The organism is Arthrobacter sp. 01N442, from assembly GCF_056399345.1.
In genome coordinates this window covers 396,434-413,163 of sequence record NZ_JBFTRD010000001.1, presented here as the reverse complement: position 1 = coordinate 413,163, position 16,730 = coordinate 396,434, and the positions used below count along the sequence as shown (strand labels likewise).

12 protein-coding genes and 1 tRNA gene are annotated in these 16,730 nt (G+C 62.7%); 10 read left to right on the top strand and 3 right to left on the bottom strand.

The window, feature by feature from the left end; all coding sequences use genetic code 11:
* Nucleotides 1-24: 24 nt before the first annotated feature.
* Complete coding sequence (locus AC1DNC_RS01860; RefSeq protein ID WP_056739732.1) at nt 25-630, bottom strand: ANTAR domain-containing response regulator; 606 nt, start codon at nt 628-630, stop codon at nt 25-27.
* A 207-nt stretch (nt 631-837) separates the two neighbouring features.
* Between AC1DNC_RS01860 and AC1DNC_RS01855 the strand changes: the two genes are divergently transcribed.
* The 8 genes from AC1DNC_RS01855 (at nt 838) to AC1DNC_RS01820 (ending at nt 12,038) form a co-directional block, all read left to right on the top strand.
* Nucleotides 838-919: transfer RNA gene (locus AC1DNC_RS01855), tRNA-Leu, on the top strand.
* An 892-nt stretch (nt 920-1,811) separates the two neighbouring features.
* A complete protein-coding gene (locus AC1DNC_RS01850) occupies nt 1,812-8,042 on the top strand; it encodes a hypothetical protein (protein WP_476860859.1) in 6,231 nt (2,076 codons plus the stop codon).
* Between the two features lie 70 nt (nt 8,043-8,112).
* On the top strand, nt 8,113-8,661 hold the full coding sequence (locus AC1DNC_RS01845) for a hypothetical protein (protein WP_476860858.1): 549 nt from the start codon (nt 8,113-8,115) through the stop codon (nt 8,659-8,661).
* 390 nt (nt 8,662-9,051) lie between these two features.
* A complete protein-coding gene (locus tag AC1DNC_RS01840; RefSeq protein WP_476860857.1) occupies nt 9,052-9,462 on the top strand; it encodes a hypothetical protein in 411 nt (136 codons plus the stop codon).
* A gap of 109 nt (nt 9,463-9,571) precedes the next feature.
* Nucleotides 9,572-10,321: a lytic transglycosylase domain-containing protein gene (locus AC1DNC_RS01835; RefSeq protein ID WP_476860856.1), complete on the top strand. Its 750-nt coding sequence runs from the start codon at nt 9,572-9,574 to the stop codon at nt 10,319-10,321.
* 59 nt (nt 10,322-10,380) lie between these two features.
* Nucleotides 10,381-11,040, top strand: a complete 660-nt coding sequence (locus tag AC1DNC_RS01830; RefSeq protein WP_476860855.1) for a dihydrofolate reductase family protein — start codon at nt 10,381-10,383, stop codon at nt 11,038-11,040.
* Between the two features lie 144 nt (nt 11,041-11,184).
* The gene (locus tag AC1DNC_RS01825; RefSeq protein ID WP_476860854.1) at nt 11,185-11,487 is read left to right on the top strand and encodes a DUF4193 domain-containing protein; all 303 of its coding nucleotides are present in this window, start codon (nt 11,185-11,187) and stop codon (nt 11,485-11,487) included.
* Nucleotides 11,488-11,510: 23 nt separating this feature from the next.
* A complete protein-coding gene (locus AC1DNC_RS01820) occupies nt 11,511-12,038 on the top strand; it encodes a DUF427 domain-containing protein (RefSeq protein WP_476860853.1) in 528 nt (175 codons plus the stop codon).
* 27 nt (nt 12,039-12,065) lie between these two features.
* Here the strand turns inward: AC1DNC_RS01820 and AC1DNC_RS01815 are convergent, their stop codons facing one another.
* Complete coding sequence (locus AC1DNC_RS01815; RefSeq protein WP_476860852.1) at nt 12,066-13,778, bottom strand: ABC1 kinase family protein; 1,713 nt, start codon at nt 13,776-13,778, stop codon at nt 12,066-12,068.
* A gap of 3 nt (nt 13,779-13,781) precedes the next feature.
* Nucleotides 13,782-14,324, bottom strand: coding sequence for a PadR family transcriptional regulator (locus AC1DNC_RS01810; RefSeq protein WP_476860851.1), 543 nt, complete (start codon nt 14,322-14,324; stop codon nt 13,782-13,784).
* A 122-nt stretch (nt 14,325-14,446) separates the two neighbouring features.
* Between AC1DNC_RS01810 and AC1DNC_RS01805 the strand changes: the two genes are divergently transcribed.
* Together AC1DNC_RS01805 and AC1DNC_RS01800 are read left to right on the top strand one after the other, a co-directional pair.
* Complete coding sequence (locus AC1DNC_RS01805; protein ID WP_476860850.1) at nt 14,447-15,370, top strand: LysR family transcriptional regulator; 924 nt, start codon at nt 14,447-14,449, stop codon at nt 15,368-15,370.
* A gap of 441 nt (nt 15,371-15,811) precedes the next feature.
* Nucleotides 15,812-16,729 (top strand): NAD(P)-dependent oxidoreductase, encoded by a 918-nt coding sequence (locus AC1DNC_RS01800; RefSeq protein ID WP_476860849.1) that lies wholly within the window; start codon nt 15,812-15,814, stop codon nt 16,727-16,729.
* Nucleotide 16,730 lies beyond the last annotated feature (1 nt).

Sequence of the window (16,730 nt, the reverse complement as noted above, 5' to 3'; positions counted from 1 at the left end):
TGTTTGCTGCCTGTTGGCCGGCGGCTAGTTGACCTGGTTGATGATGGTCTCGGCAACCTCACGCATGCTCAGTCGGCGGTCCATTGAGGTCTTCTGGATCCAGCGGAACGCCTCCGGCTCCGTCAGGCCCATCTTGGTGGTCAGCAGGCTCTTAGCGCGCTCCACGAGCTTGCGGGTGGCGAACTGCTCCTGAAGGTCGCTGACCTCGCTCTCGAGGGCCTTGATTTCCTCGTGGCGGGACAGCGCGATCTCCAGGGCCGGGATCAGGTCGGCCGGGGTGAAGGGCTTCACCACGTAGGCCATGGCGCCGGCGTCACGGGCGCGCTCGACGAGTTCCTTCTGGCTGAAGGCGGTCAGCAGCACCACGGGGGCGATGCGGGCCTTGACGATCTTTTCGGCGGCGGAGATGCCGTCCATGACGGGCATCTTGACGTCCATCAGGACCAGGTCAGGCTTCAGCTCTTCCGCGAGCTGCACGGCCTTCTCGCCGTTGTCCGCCTCGCCGACGACGTCGTAGCCCTCGCCGCGCAGGATCTCGATGATGTCCAGCCGGATGAGGGTCTCATCCTCGGCGACGACGACGCGGCGCGCCGGCTGGGAAGTGGGGGTTGACTCCGTCTGTTCTGACACGGGAACTCCTTGGAAAGGTACGGCGGGAACTCGACCATCTGAGGCAAGTCCGCTGGTGTACTGGGGGCCGGTAGGGATCAATGCGGCGTCACTGGCGCGATTCTGGAATTCAGCCTATCTGCATGTAGAGTAATTTCGCGCACCGGAAGCGATCGCGTTGCTCACAGCACCATGGAGCAGGCGAATATGACAACCGGTGTACTCCGCGCCCGAGTGGCGGAATTGGCAGACGCGCCGCACTCAAAATGCGGTATCGAAAGGTGTGTGGGTTCGAGTCCCACCTCGGGCACAGTGTTTTCCCCGTTCAGGGGCTTGTGAGCCTCTGAGTGTGCACAAGCTGTTCACTTATGGGCCCCTTCGGGGCCCTTTTTGTTGGTCGCCGTTCCTGTAGCCGGCGCCTCCTTTCCTATGTGGTCGACTGTTCGGGTCTTGGATACTTCTTCATGGGTGCCTGCGGCGTCTACTACATGACGCTGGACTTGAGAGGCGGTGTCCCGTAGGGATCTGCCTGCTATCTGGCTGGTACTTCACATCCGTTCATTGCCTGCGTGGTCGAGGACGACATGACGGAACGGAGGGACGCCGTGGTGCTTATGGAGCGTTCGGTGTCAGGTCCGCGTGGCCGGCCCAAGCACCACGGACCGACCCGACGGCGTCCCTAATCCGCAGAGAGCCGTTTCGTCAACCGGTCACAGTGCGTGGATGGTTTGACTAGCGCGTGGTCCGTCTAAAACGCCTTGTGGTTTTCAGCCCGTTCGCGGTTGGCCTCATCACGGCATGCTCGTACTGGGCAATCAGGCAATCAGGCAATCAGGCGCAGACGCCCGCGGGAGCCGTTCTGCACCCCCGCGAGCGGGGGCGAAACTTGACATGTTTGTCCACCTGCATCACCACCGACGTGAAGGTCAGGGTAGGGCCTCTTTCCTTGGCTTGAGTCGAGTCGTTGTCTGCCGAAGCGCCCGTAATGGTAGCTCTGAGTGAGGCCGCCGCAGTCAAGGCAGGGGGCAGGGTTGTCGCCATCGGGGATGGCAAAAGGATCTCGTACTCCAACTGCGACATCCGTCTGGCTTAGCGGGCTGCTAAGGCTTTGACAACTAAAGTTGGCTAAAAGCCAGAATGAAAAGCGACTGACCGATGCCCCCATTGCGGCGGTTTGCGTTTGTTTGGACAGAATCTGAGCAGTGACCAGTGAGGCAATGACTAATATTTCGATGCAGGACGCGGACGCCGAGTCTGTCGAGCCTAAAGCTTCGCCGAACTACTCCGCCCTGGTCGAATACAGTCGCGCTGGTGAGCGATTTCATCATGTGTGGGCCGCTGCCCGATCGTTGAAGCTCCTGGACGCGAGTTCACGGCTGCAAGCTGTGTGGATCGAAGGAGCCGGAGGTGAAACGGTTGCGGGTGATGAGATCATCGACGTAGCTGAGTATTACGGTCAGGGACCTGATGATTTCGACGAGGTCGTCGTCCGGCAATTGAAGTACTCTACAACTCGCGCTACCCGAAACATGGGCTTGAGTGATCTGGGCCCGACGCTCCGCAAGTTCGCGCAGATCGACTCTCGGGCCTCTCAAGCTCTGAAAGTGCCGTCCCATGTGAGGGCCCGCTACGTCATCGTCACGAATCGTCCTATCAGTCGCACCCTGACAACCGCGTTTACAAAGATTACCGAGGGGCGGCAGTTTACTGAGAATTCGTATCCAGGGAAGGTGCTGAGGTGGCTTCAGCTGGATCGCGAAGCGGCAATCAAGTTTCTGAACCGGGTCGAGTTTGCTTCCGGCGAGTTAGAGCTCAAGGCGCTCAGGTCACAACTCGATGACTTGACGGGAGCGCTTACTGGAGAGACGGACCCTACGATCCCATCCGTTCTGATAGAACAAGTCAGTCGACGTGCGAGCGGAGAAACGGCCGCTCCAATTCGACTTGCAACCGTGGCTGCCGCGTTCGGGGTAGCGGTTGAAGACCTCGTCCCGGCCCCATCCCTCTTGTCCACCGAACCGGCCGAAGTCGAACGAGAGCGCTACAAAGAACTGGCTGAGGCAATACTCGCAGCCGAGCGTCCGATGATCATTACAGCGGTCGGCGGGGCGGGCAAGAGCACCTTCGCCAGGCAGCTTCCCCAGTTGCTTAAAGACCGCGCTACTGTGATCGTTTACGACTGCTTCGGAAATGGATCCTATCGTGCGTCCAACCACTCCAGACACAGACACCGCGACGGATTAGTCCAGATTACTTCGGAGCTTGCCGCCGCCGCGCTCTGCCCTCCGATCATCCCGCGCTCAGCGACGGCTTCAACTGAGTACCTCAAGGCGTTTCGTAAGCGTCTGGTGGAGGCTGCCTTACGGAATGCCGAAGTCAGCCCGGGTGCTCGAATTGTCGTCATTGTCGATGCGGCTGATAATGCCGCGGCTGCAGCCGATTCCCGGCCGGGGGAACAATCGTTCGTGCGTGACTTGCTGCGCCTAGATCCAGTCGAAAACGTGAGCATAGTCCTCACTTGTCGCCCTTACCGTGTAAATGACCTTGACCCGCCCCCGGGACTCGTACAACTCGACTTGTCAGAGTTCTCCATTGCCGAATCTTCGGGAATGCTTCGCTCGCGATATCCAGAAGCGACGCCGACCGAGGTAGAAGAATTCCATCGACGGACTTCGGCCAATCCTCGAATCCAAGCGCTATCGCTCGAGCGGTGCAGTAGCCTTCGCCAATGTCTTGAATGGCTTGCTGGGATAACGGCGGAAGGTGGCGATGCCGTCGAGCAGTTGCTCAATCAACAGCTCGATGAAATTCTTGACGCTGCTGGGGATGACCGTGACGCGCTAGAGTTCGCCGGACAGCTGCTCGCTACCCTGCGCCCCCGAATTCCGATTAGTGTTCTGGCGTCTCTAACCGAACGGGACAGTGGGCTGATACGCAGTTTTGTGTCTGACCTTGGTCGTGGGCTCCTCGTCGATGAAGACTCGGTGCAATTCCTAGACGAACCAACCGAAACGTTTTTTCGGACGCGATATGCGCTGAACCCGGAAAATGCTGAGCGAGTTGTGGCCACTCTTACAGAGCTATCGGCCACGAGTTCGTATGCCGCTGGTTCACTCCCACAGGTGCTGTGGGAGACCGGTCGCTACACCCAACTGACACAACTTGCGGGTGCCGATCTCGCGCTTCCAAGTGCAAGCGAGGTCGAGCGGCGCCAGATCGCACAATTGCGAACCGCCTTCGCGCTCCGTGCAGCAATAAAGCTTCGTCATCCTGAGGACATCGTAGGACTTGCGATGCGTGCAGGCGTGGCGGCAGCAAGCAGTGAGCGTCGCTATAAGCTCCTCTGCAACGAACCCGACCTGACAGGAGAAATTCTCGACAGCTCAACACTGGATGAGCTACGAGCCGCCCGCATGTTTCCGAGTGACTGGCCGGGCGCGGTGCTAGGAGCTGAATCTGTCATGTTGGCTATGAGGGCAGATAGACAAGCTGAAGGACGGAACCGGCTGCGGGCTGCACAAGCCGCGTTGCACGCATGGGTCCAGGCGTCTGAAGAATCAGTCGATTCTAGGGTCGAGCCCAAAAACGTTGCAGACATCGCGCTGGCGGCCCTCTACCTGCACGGAGAAGGACCTGCGGCGCGATTCTTGGAAAGTTGGCGTCCAGCTCGCTGGATCCTCGAGCCCGCGGGTCTTGTAACCGCGACCCTTTTAGCACGAGGCGAGGAGGTTAACGCCACGCGACTCGGAGCCGCATCCCAGACGGCAGCGCTCAGCGTAGCGATCGCTGCCGAATCGCAGCGCCGTGGCGTTCCGTTGACGCAGAAGCACGCCCAGCGCGCGTGGGAGACGTTACGGGGAAAGCGCCTCGACATCGATTTCAGAGAGTACGCGCTTCAGAATGCGGCAGACATGGTCTATCGCGGTGTCTCTTGGATCGCAGCATGGGCTGTACGCTCCAGCATCGCGGCCCCAGGGGAAGCGATTTCGCTGCTGAACGAGTACCTTCCCACCGAACCGCCAACCGACTTGGGTGACATCCATGGGCGCATGCGTGCTGGCATGCTTCATGCTTATGCATTGCGCGCGCGCCTACGAGAGCAACCGCTCACTTTTCCGGACCTGCAACCAACAAACGATACGGTCGAACGTCGCCGAGGACGGCAAGAATCTGAAGAACAGCAAGCTCAACTCCAGCAGCTTCTCCCGTGGCTTAACGAATGGGCGAATTGGAGCTTGGGCAGTGTCGCAGCTAGCGGGATTGATGCCTTGCTTGGCACCTATCCGAACAAGCGCTCAGGCTACCGGGACCCTGTTCTCCTTCGCCGGATAGCCGGGCCTATCGCCGCCCAATTAGCGCGTGACACCCGCGAAGAAACTGTTGCAGATCGATTCCGTGAAATCCTGCGAAACGCCAACGACCATTCAGGGCTATATGTAGCGGCCGACATGATTGCCTGCTTGCGCGGGGACGAACGCTTCGTTGATGCTGCTTATGCCTGCGCCAGTGCCGCGGCCGGCGCGTCCGAGCGAGAACACCAGTCTGCAGACCAGATGGCGGATGACCTGGTTCGCATAGCGCGATCGATCTTTACCTATGACTCTCTTGAAGCGCGCCTTTACTTCGAGCGCGCGGTCACGGTCGTGTCCCGTGTGGGTGATGACGGGTGGCAACGCTGGGGGTCGATTATCGCGATTGGACGCGTAGCCGCAGTCGAAGACGAGAGCGAGGCGTTCGTGTTGGCTGCACACCTTGCGTATGTATCAGAAAGGATAAAGCCCTACCTGGACGACGGCTTCGAAGAGGGGGAACTGATCCTAGCAGTTCGACAAATCGCTGGCCCCAGATCCTTGGGGTTGCTTGGCCAGTGGCGCGATCGGCGGTTTGGGTCTTTGGAGTGGCTTCTCCACTCACTTTCCGAGGAACAAGCTGGTTTGTTTCAGCCAGCGCCTCATCTGTCGATAGCTTTGGCCTCGTTTAGCGAACGTATATCCATAGGTCCGCAACTGACCCTGCTTCAGGACCGCGGCGAACTCACCGACAGTAGATTCGTTGCAGTTCGCGATTTGGCGCGGGCACGTGGCTCGGAGCTCCACGCTGAAGACACTGATGCCAGTGTTGCCGCCCGCTTCGGGCTGGACTCCAAGGACACCTCCGAGACCCGGAGCAAAGATTATGAATCCAGTTTTTCTAACGACAATGGCGCCTACGTGGCATCACAGGCACTTAAACTCGCGGGGCTGCGAGAACGTTTGCACGAGCTCAACCTCTCTGCGCAAAAGAGCATGTCGCAGGCCGCAGAAGCAATCGCGGATGCCAACCACGGGAGCGAGATTCTTCCGCTCATCGAGGCGATGATGGAGCGGCCCGTCAGCCATTGGGCGGCAGTGACTCATGCCTTCCGTGAATGTGATGAGTTCACGGCATGGCAGAGAGCGTCCTTCCTTCAACATGCCTTACAGTTACCGTCGAACAGCCAGGCATTTCGTGGAGCTCTCCGTGCACTCGCCAACGACTTTCTCGCTGAGAATGGCACAACCATCATGTCGGGATACCGATTTGGAATCGATCTGGAAGAGTTCGCTGCTCTCCTGGGCACAAACGCGCGCGGCGTCTCCATGCTTGCGCTCGAGGCAACGGATGCCACGATCGTCGTCTCGTCTGCGGAGTCCTGCTACCGCCTAGCAGGTGCAGTTGCGTCTCTCCTGACGCCACAGGAGGCAGTCTCCTCACTCACGTCGGCGCTCACTGACCTGGAACAGGCCCTAGAGATTGAACCGTGGTCAACGGAGGGTCTTGAAATCCCTACCTCCTCGGATATCCACTCCGCTACCGCTGCCTTTCTCTGGTCCGCGCTGGCAGATCCGCGGGCTAGTATTCGCTGGCGGGCTACACACGCTGTGCGATTCCTCTTCGAGTACGGCGATCAAATGTTGATTGATGCCCTTTGCGAGTTCTCCCGTGGCGATGCGCCCATAGGCTACGCCGACCAGAGGTTTACCTTCTATCGGATGCACGCCGTGGAAGCGCTGCTGGTTGCCGCCGAGCGTGCCTCCGTCGCACATCCCGGGAACGTCGTTTCGGTACTGCCAACAATCAAGAGGCTGCAGGCAGAATACCCGGATCATGTACGAATGCAGCGTTGCTGCGCCCAAATCGGCATTCGTACTGGCGATAACGAATTGGCCGATAAAGCCACGATCACTCCGAAGCCAATTGAAGTGCTCGCCCGCTATGAACGCGCTGGTGCGCCCAAACCATTCACCACAAGTCGGGTGACCTCGGAGTTCGACTTCCACTTCGATATAGATGAGTACTGGCTTGGTCCTTTGAGCGATTCTTTCCAGGTTGAGCACTCCGATGTGGCTAAGGCCGCGAGCGACTTGATCCTTGAAGAGTGGGAGTGGCGCGACTCGCCGTTATTGACGCTCGACCCCCGACGAGCCGCAGACACCTACATGGAGGGGGAAACATACTTCTACAAATACGACTTCCCCGAAGCGGAGGATTTGGACTTCTATCTCTCATATCACGCGATGCTCACAGTCGCTGGCCGATTGCTTAGGAGTAAGACGCCGTATCAGGAGCCAGAGGATGACCGTACAGAGTTCGACCGCTGGTTTTCAACATTCGATCTAAGCCGCGAGGACCGGCTGTGGCTGTCCGACGCCCGTCGGGCCGTGCCCCGCGACCTGGGCCACTCTTCGCGTAGTGGCCGCGACGGATGGTTGTGGGAAGTTACCACCGGCGACTTCGTCCGGGCATTTCTCGGGGCGGATGGTTGGATCACGGTGAGACAATCCGCTCACCGAATTGATTATGGAACCTCAGACAATATTTTCGTGACAAGCGCCCTCGTTGGCCGTGAAACTGGTCCGGCGCTCGTCCGGGCCCTGCAAACTTCACCGTCATTCAACAATTTCCGTATCCCGCTCGGTGGTGATGAAGATTTCACATACGACCTCGGAACTTTTCGGCTTCAAGGATGGCTTGACGATCCTGACTCGGAAAGTGGCAGTGACCGACGAGACCAATTCTCCCTCGATGTGCGGTACCCAACACCGCGACCTTCCGACTGGGTGCGAAAGCTGCTGAACCTGAGCTCGACGACGAACGGACTGGACTGGCTCCAGCCTGGGAAGCCGGAAGCCGTTGCCGTCTCTGCGGCGTGGTCTCAAAAAGACGGTAGTCGTGAGCGGCGGGGGCCAGACGGTGCCCGACTTCGAGTCACGCCAACACTCCTTGAAGATCTCGCCGCCGCAACAGACAGTGCGGTGATCCTTGCAGTCCGCTTTGATAGGAATGACGAATCCACCCGGCGCTATTCAGGCTCCGATGACTCTCTGGGGTATCTCGATGACTACGTCAAGTTCTTCCTCTTCACGCCCAACGAGGGATGGCGCGACTACCGCGGCGATCCTATTGCTAGGTAAGCAAATCGCCGCCACTCTGGATGAGCATGATTTCCTGTCACGGTGGATGGCGCACTACCTTGCCGAGCGCATGGCCACACTCGAGTCCCTTCGGGGGCGGGAGCGTTCAGAAGCCGAGGATGCAATTGCCGACCATATCCTCCGGCTCTGGGAACATCGGCACGGAGCTGCACTTCGTGAGGATCCTATCGCCCTATCCGAGAGTGTCGAGCGGGCAATCGCTCGGCTGGACCCTAAGGGGCTCCAGCCCTGGGGTTACTACAAAACCTTCGAAGAAGAGGCTGGCCCGAGCGCAACAGAGGTAGAGGTCAACACTTTTCTCCGGGCCGCTGTGGGCCTTGACCGAATAATGGCGGATCTTGTACGCTCGCTGGTTACCTGCGCCGCGATGATGTCGGCTGCGAAGGACAACGAGTGGGTGCTACATACTCGAGCGGCAGGCGCAGTTCAGCTCGACTACCTACAGCTGCTGCAAGGCTATGAGCAGGCCGAGGACTCTGATCAGACTCCGGTTGCAGTTGCGCGGGCAAAAATTGTTGAACGCTCTAAGTCCGTAATCGAGCTTCTGGAGACCCTGGTCCGCGAGGCATCCGAACCGGCGCCGCCAGAAGAGCAATGAGCCGTTCCAGCGAGATCTGCGGAGCCTGTCGGGCCTGCAACAAAATGGGGAAAATGGGGGGTGTGCACAATGTGCACACCCTGGGCTTCGGATCGAGTCGTACTGGTGCCGGACTCGGCCGGATTAGGGACATTTTCGGGGGAAGGGCGGAAATCCAAGGGCTGGAACCCGGTTCGAGTCCCACCTCGGGCACAGCAACCCCCTCGCAGGAGGGGGGTTTTGCTTTAACGCGGCGGCTAGGCGTCGGACGGGTGCGCGGACGCAGCAGCATCCCGGGCCACGTCGATTAGCGGGGCCGTCGCCGTTTTCCGGACTAGGATCGGGGGAGAGCCAGCATGCCCCCGGCCAGCGGAGGCAGCCGTCAAAACATCTCAAGGGGAGACGAACTTCATGCCCGAACAATCCGGCCGCCGTGCCAGGCACGGCTATACCCCCGTCGACCCCGCCAAGTTCACCCCCATCCGCCGTCCCAGTAACGCATCGCTGCGCGGCGCAGTAGTCACCGGCTTCGTTCTGTGGATCGCGGCTGGAGCAATTTCCGCTGGATGGCTGGCCTCCTGCTTCAGCACTGACGTGCCGTTCGTCCTGACCGCCGCAGTGTTGGGCGCAACCCTGGTCACGGTTGGGGGCGTCCGAAATACCACGCGGATGGGCCGCCGTCGGCGGGAAGATTTTGTCCGTTGCGGCGGGGATCCCACCGGGATGACCGACCTGATGTTCGGGTCGATGCGTGGGTTCCGGACGCCGGAGGGGGAGTGGGAGATTCCCGAGCAGGGTTCCGGCGCCTACCAAGGCATCTGACCGACTCAGGGTGAGGATCAGCTCCTGATGGTGAGCCGGGTTCCGGCTCTGACTGCCTACCGCAATTCCCCGGTTTTCCCTGTTCAGGGCCGGATGGTTTGATTGGTCAGTGCTCCGTCTCAAACGCCTTCTGGTTTTCGGCTTGTTCGCCCTGTGCATCATCATCGCGTTCTCGTTCTGGGTAATCCGGCAGCCCGGCGCGGACTCAGCCGGGGCCCCTCCTGCACCGCCGCGGGCCGGGGCAAAGCTTGAAATGTTGTCCACCGGGATCACAACCGCCGTGAACGTCAGCCGCAACCCTGATGCCCAGTGGCTCACCCGCGCCGCCGCTCAGACCGGAATCCCGGCCCGCGCGCTCCGGGCCTACGTGGCTGCGGCTGTCTCGGCCAATGAAGCGACGCCCGGCTGCGGGATCGGGTGGAACACCGTGGCGGCCGTCGGCTTCGTCGAATCAGCGCACGGATCATACGGCGGCGGCAGCCTCAACAGCGCCGGGCAGGCGAGCGGCCCAATCGTGGGCCCCAGCCTCAACGGCGTCGGCTTTGCCGCCATCGCGGACACGGACGCCGGCGCCTTGGACGGTGATGCCCGTTGGGACCACGCCGTCGGGCCCATGCAGTTCATTCCCTCCACCTGGCAGCTCGCCGGGCGGGACGGGAACGGTGACGGAAAAGCGGATCCGCTCAATATCGACGACGCCGCCCTCAGCGCGGCGACGTATCTGTGCGGCAGCGGCCGCGACCTCACTACGGCGCAAGGATGGACCGACGCCATTTACGCCTACAACCAGTCGGGCGACTACATCCGCCAGGTGCGCAGCCACGCCACTGCCTATGCCGAGAAGGCTGGAACCCCTTGAGCCGCGGGGTGTGATCCCCATAGAGTGTCCGCAAACGGCCAGCAGCCCCAGGAGATGACATGTCCCTCGTCCGCGTGCACAACTTCTCGGTCTCCCTGGACGGCTTCGGCACCGGCGAGGACCAGCGACTCGAGGCTCCATTTGGCCACGCTGGCTCACGGCTCATGGAATGGGCCTTCGAAACGCGCACCTTCCGCGAGATGGGCTTCCACGGGGAGTCGGAAGGCTCCTCCGGCGTCGATGAGGCCTTCGCCAGCCAGTGGAAGCCAGGGATCGGTGCGGAGATCATGGGTCGAAACAAGTTCGGTCCTCAACGCGGTCCCTGGCAGGACGAGGAATGGAAGGGGTGGTGGGGCGATAACCCCGTCTTCCATACCCCCGTCGTTGTTCTGACACACCACCCCCGGCCGACGCTCGAAATGGAAGGCGGGACAACCTTCCATTTTGTCGACGCCGATCCCGTCTCAGCGCTTCAGCAGGCCCGCGCCCTGGCCGGAGACCTCGACGTCCGGATAGGTGGCGGCGTCCGGACGATTCGCCAGTTCCTTGAGGCCGACCTGATCGACCACATGCACATCGTCCTCGTGCCGATCGTCCTGGGACGAGGGGAACGGCTCTGGGACGGACTCGAAGACCTTGAACAACGCTTTGACATCGAAGCCACCCCTTCTCCACTCGGAGTCACCCACCTGATCTTCACGCGGCGCGCGGCCAGGTAGGTAGGGCCGGTAGGCCAGTCCGGGAGGCGCGTTCTCTCTGTTCGCACACTCCGCGAAGCTTGTACACCGAAACAGGGAATTCCGTAGCCACTTCGTACGTTGCATCTGCGTCAGATAAGAACGACGGAAGAGAGAATGACCTAAGTGGCAACTGATTACGACGAAGTACGTTCCGACGTCAAGGAATCCCAGGAACGCTCCCTCGAAGCGCTGCAGTCCGCCAACGCGCCGGATGCCCGCAGCGTTGTCCGGGAACTGGACGAATCCGATGCACTGGATGATGCCATCACCCCCGGCGGAGAGTTTGTCGCCGAGGAACTCGTCGTTGAAGTCATTCCCCAGGCCGAAGACGAGTTCACCTGCTTCTCCTGTTTCCTGGTCCGGCACCGTTCCCAGCTCGCGAGCCAAAGGAACGGACATTCGTACTGCATCGAGTGCGAAGGCTAGGACGGCTCAGGTCTCCGGTTAATATGACTCCTGCTCACGGCTTTCCCGGCTTCCTACGGCGTCCGCAGCCCATCAAACCTGAGGCCGGTCAAGAGTCGGTCTGGGACTATCCGCGGCCGCCCAGGGTCGAGCCGCGATCGGAACGGATCGTTGTCCGGCTCGGCGGCCAGGTGATTGCCGACACCACCGATTCAGTGCGCGTCCTGGAAACGAGTCATCCGCCGGTCTACTACCTGCCGCTGGATGCCTTTTCCGCCGGCGTCCTGGTCCCGGTCGAGGGCACCAGCTTCTGTGAGTTCAAGGGGCAGGCGCACTACTTCGACGTCGTGGCCGGCGGTGTTGTGGTTCCCCGCGGCGGGTGGACCTATCCCGATCCCGCCCGGGGGTTCGAAGCGCTGAGCACCAGGGTGGCCCTCTACCCGGCCCGCATGGATTCCTGCGAGGTCGACGGCGAGCGAGTGGCCGCCCAGGCGGGTGACTTCTACGGCGGCTGGATCACCAGGCAGATCGTCGGTCCCTTCAAGGGCGGTCCGGGCACCGGCGGGTGGTAGTCCGAGCGGTTTGTCCTCACACCGCACTCAGAGGCCTCGGCGCCCCGCCCACAGCCCGTGGAGCAGCGGAACAACCGACCCAACCATCAGCACGTTGCCGAGCAACAAGTCATCCGCCCGGATCACGGCGCCTGCAATGAGCAGCGCGCCGAAGACCAGCGCCGACGCGGCTCGCTGCGCCGTGCGGTCCAGCCGGGCCAGCTGCCGTTCGAGGCGCGGATTGGCCACGGACAGTGGCCCGTCCTCGAACCCGGTGATCAGGCCGTCCAGGCGTTTCGGCAGGCGCACGGCCACCCCGGCGGCGTCGAGCACCTGCTGTGCCACATCCTGGACGAGGTTGCCCCGTTCGTCGCGCAGCAGCTGCGCCGCATAGGGTTCGACGGCGTCCCAGAGATTGAAGCGGGCGTCCAGCGAGCTGCACACACCCGAGGTCAGCGACATCGCCCGGATGATGAGCAGGAAATTTTCCGGCAGCTGGAACGGCAGCGAGCGGACCAGATCGCCGAACTCCACGGCGAACTCGAGGAACTCCTGCTGGTCCACCTCGCGAAGCTCGGCAAAGCCCATCCCGCCGAAGCGGGCGAAGAGCTGCGTCATCGCCCGCTCCAGCTCTGCCCTGTCGGCCGTCGGAACCAGCACCCCCACGTCGCTGATCGCGTTGACCAGGCCCTTGCCGTCACGCGAGGCGGCCGCGATCAGCAGCTTCCGTAGGCCGCTGCGGGTGCGCGGCGGAACTTCGCCCATCATGCCGAAGTCGATGAACGTCAGCTTCCACGGGCGAGCCGCCGATGGATCGGTAACCGGGGTGACAAAGATGTTGCCGGGGTGCGGGTCTGCATGGAAGAACCCGTTGGTAAACAGTTGGTCGAACATCACCGAGGCAAAAACCGGCGCCACCTTCGCCGGGTCAATTCCCGCCGCGAGAAGCGCCCCGGCGTCGGTGATCTTGATCGCCGCAACGTCTTCGAGAACAAGCGCGCGGCGGGTGCTCCACTCCCATGCGACCTCGGGCACGTCCACCCGGTCATCATCGGCGAAATCAGCCGCGAAGCGCTCCGCGTTCGCCGCCTCATGCAGGTAGTCGATCTCGTCGAGGCTGATCTGTGCAAACTCCTCGACCAGGGCCGGCATGTCCGCGCGGCTGGACACCAGGCGCACGCGGCTGAGCCATCCGCCGACCTTCCGCAGGGCCGCCAGGTCGACGTCGATAATCTCGCGGATGCCCGGGCGCTGCACCTTCAAGACCACGCTGTGAAGCCCGGCGTCGGCGGCATTGGCGGGCAGGAGCCGTGCTCGATGTGCCTGCCCAAGCGATGCCGCGGCGATCGGGACCTCCTCTACTGAGTCGAAAACCTGGTCCAGCGGGGCACCCAGCTCCGCCTCGGCAAGGGCGCGGATTGCGGGGAACGGAACGGGCGGCACCTCATCCTGCAGCCCCTCCAGCTCCTTGGTGATTTCGGGCGGAAGCACGTCGAGCCTGGACGACAGGAACTGCCCGACCTTGATCATCAGGCCGCCGAGCTCCACCGCGAGCACATGGAAGCGCTGCGCGAAACGGCGCATCCGCTTCGTCCGGGTACGCCCGGCAACGCTGCCCAGCCCCACCCGGGGGAGGAACAGTTCAAACCACCAGGTCTCCGCGAGATGCCACGCGGCGAAGCGCAGGATCCGACGGTAGCGTGCACGGGTGTCCCCGGCGCCGGGAACCGGATCCGCCCGGTCCCGGCGGCCCGACGGCACCGGTCAGTCCTGGGCGAGGATCGAATACAGCCGGCGACGCGCCTCGTTGAGCACCGCCACGGCCTGCTGCACCTGCTCTGGCGAGCCCGTGCGGCCCACCTGGGAGGCAGCCTGCGCGAGCTCGACTCCGGCCTTGGGTAGCGCCGCGAAACCGGGGGCGGCTGCGTGGCCCGTAGGCTCCCACGGTGCCGACGCATCGGCGCCGGCGACTTCCTCCCGGCCCGCCTCGGTTAGCGAGTAGATCTTGCGGCCGTTGGACTCCTCGGCACGGATCAGCGCCTCATCGGCCAGGAGCTGCAAGGTGGGGTAGACGGAGCCGGCACTCGGCTTCCAGCTGCCGCTGCTGCGCTCCTCGATTTCACGGATGATTTGGTAGCCGTGCATCGGCCGCTCAGCGAGCAGGGCGAGTACCGCCGACCGCACCTCGCCACGACCCGCACGGGTTCCCGAGCGCTTCTCGAACCGCGCGCGCAGGTCTTCAACCGCCTGCCACATGCTATCAATGTTGGGTGCTCCAAAGCCGCCGGCCGGGTATGAACTACGCATGCTGGTCTCTCCTTAGTGAGTCGCGAACGATACTCAACGATACATTCCGATATAGGGGAAAACTAGGGGTTGGAGCGGCCGGGGTGGTGGATTCGTTGTCTGCGTGCGGTAGACCAGAAGCTATGATCTTCAGCCAGCTTGAATACATGGTCGCGTTGGCCCGGGAGCGCCACTTCGCACGGGCGGCCGAGAGTTGCTCGGTGTCCCAGCCGGCCTTGTCCGAGGGCATCAGGAAGCTTGAAGTCGAGTTGGGCGTCCCGTTGATCCGGCGCGGCAATAGGTTCGAAGGTCTGACGGCCGAGGGTGAACAGATTGTGGTGTGGGCGCGCCGCATTCTGGCGGACCGCAGTGCCCTGACGGCGCAGATCGCGGCCATGCGGTCCGGCGTGACGGGACAGCTTCGAATCGGCACGATCCCGACCGCGTCACCCGCCGTGTCCGGGCTGACCGCCGCTTTCTGCGCGGCGCATCCTCTGGCCAACGTCCATGTCGCGTCCGACCTCAGGTCCGAGGACGTGCTGCGGCTGCTGGCCGACTACGAAATTGACGCCGGAATTAGCTACGTCGCCGACCCGGTTCCGGACGGTTTTGAGATGACCAGCTTGTACCGCGAAAAGTATGTGCTCCTCACGTCGGAGGCCCACGGGGCATTCAAGGGCACTGCGGTGGGCTGGTCGGGCGCCGCGACACTGCCTCTGTGCCTGTTGGACCGGTCGATGCAGGGGCGCCGGCAGGTGGACGAAGCGTTCCTGGACGTGGGTTTGACCGCTGACCCGCGGCTTGAGACGGACTCGGTCGCTTCGCTCCTGGCCCAAATGAGCGCCGGCCTGTGGGCCACCATTGTGCCGGCGGCTTGGTTGCATGTGTTTCGGATTCCCCGTGGCCTGCGCGCCCTCCGGCTGATCGGATCGGAGCGGCGGCCACACATCGGGCTCGTGACGCTCTCTCGCGAGCCGCAAAGCGTCCTTGCACGCGCGCTCACTGAGGTGGCCCGTGGGATCGATCTCACATTCTTGGAAAATGCGCCGGCTGACCAGCAGGAATAAACATTCCCTATCGCGCGATGGACTTTGCTTCTTTGAAAGCTATCGCTGCTCGGAGAAGGGTGGGTAGCAGCCGCGGGCTCAGGAAGAGCCCGGACGCGGCACTTCACGGCGCGGCCTCTTTGGACGCCTGTCTAAGCAATTGGAGATTCCTTGAGTACTTTTGCCATTCACCAGCCACTCCGCGGACCGGCCAGGAAGGCCGCCTACACGGATACCGACACCCTTCATCGCTCGGCCCCGGCGAAGAGGACGCAGCCGGGCGGGTACACCGACGTCGACGTCCTGGCCGGGGGGCGGGCCGAGCATGCGGGGCGACCGGGCAGCTACGCGGACGTCCACACCCTGGTGGGTAGGATGACTGCCTGGGACAGTCAGGGCCGCCAGGGCAGTTACACAGACGTGGATCGCTAAGGCACCCGCAACGATCGAGAGGACTTCGGGATGGACATGAAACGCAAGGTGGCTGTGCTCGGCACCGGCATCATGGGGGCCGCGATGGCCCGGAATCTGCTGCGGGCCGGACACGAAGTCCACGTGTGGAACCGCGACCAGGCCAAGACCGTCCCGCTCGGCGACGCCGGGGCACAGATAGCCGGGTCCCCGGCTGAGGCTGTTGCGGGCGCCGACGTCGTGCTGACCATGCTCTTTGATGCTGCCGCCGTGACCGAGGTAATCCGAGAAGCGGCAGCGGGAGTCCGCCCGGGCACCGCCTGGGTGCAGTCCACTACCGTCGGCGTGCACGACGTCGCAGCCCTCGCGGACCTGGCGAACGAGGTAGGCCTCGACCTGGTCGAAGCGCCCGTTTCCGGCACCCGCGAGCCCGCTGAGGCCGGCCAGCTTATAGTGATCGCGGCCGGCCCGGACGCAGTCCGCGAACGAGTGGCGCCGGTCCTGGACGCCATCGGTGCGCGCACGGTCTGGACGGGGCAGGACGCGGCCGCGGGCTCCGCAACCCGGCTGAAGCTCGTCGTCAACAGCTGGGTCATCGCCGCCTCGAATGCCGCCGGTGAGATCCTGGCCCTCGCCGAGGCGCTCGGGGTGGATCCCGGGCAGTTCTTCGGGCTGATCGACGGCGGCGGCCTCGATCTGCCCTTCCTGCGAACCAAGGCCGGCCTCATCCTCGAAGACCGGCTGGAACCGGCGTCCTTCGCGGTCGACACATCCCTGAAAGACGCCCGGCTGATCCTCGATGCCGCCCGGGAGCAGGGTGTTCGGCTAGACGGGGTGGAGGCATCGGCCGAGCGCCTCGAACGAGTCGCCTCCCAGGGCCGCGCAAAGCAGGACATGGCCGCTGCCTACTATGCCGGAATCAGGCAGGATCCGGACACCGCTGGCAGCCTGGGGCTCCCCGCGAGTTAGG

Excerpts from the sequence above, each read along its gene's own strand:
- AC1DNC_RS01845 (WP_476860858.1), top strand. The coding sequence starts at position 8,113 with ATGGCCACACTCGAGTCCCTTCGGGGGCGGGAGCGTTCAGAAGCCGAG.
- AC1DNC_RS01840 (WP_476860857.1), top strand. The coding sequence starts at position 9,052 with ATGCCCGAACAATCCGGCCGCCGTGCCAGGCACGGCTATACCCCCGTC.
- AC1DNC_RS01830 (WP_476860855.1), top strand. The coding sequence starts at position 10,381 with ATGTCCCTCGTCCGCGTGCACAACTTCTCGGTCTCCCTGGACGGCTTC.
- AC1DNC_RS01820 (WP_476860853.1), top strand. The coding sequence starts at position 11,511 with ATGACTCCTGCTCACGGCTTTCCCGGCTTCCTACGGCGTCCGCAGCCC.
- AC1DNC_RS01810 (WP_476860851.1), bottom strand. The coding sequence starts at position 14,324 with ATGCGTAGTTCATACCCGGCCGGCGGCTTTGGAGCACCCAACATTGAT.
- AC1DNC_RS01805 (WP_476860850.1), top strand. The coding sequence starts at position 14,447 with ATGATCTTCAGCCAGCTTGAATACATGGTCGCGTTGGCCCGGGAGCGC.
- AC1DNC_RS01800 (WP_476860849.1), top strand. The coding sequence starts at position 15,812 with ATGGACATGAAACGCAAGGTGGCTGTGCTCGGCACCGGCATCATGGGG.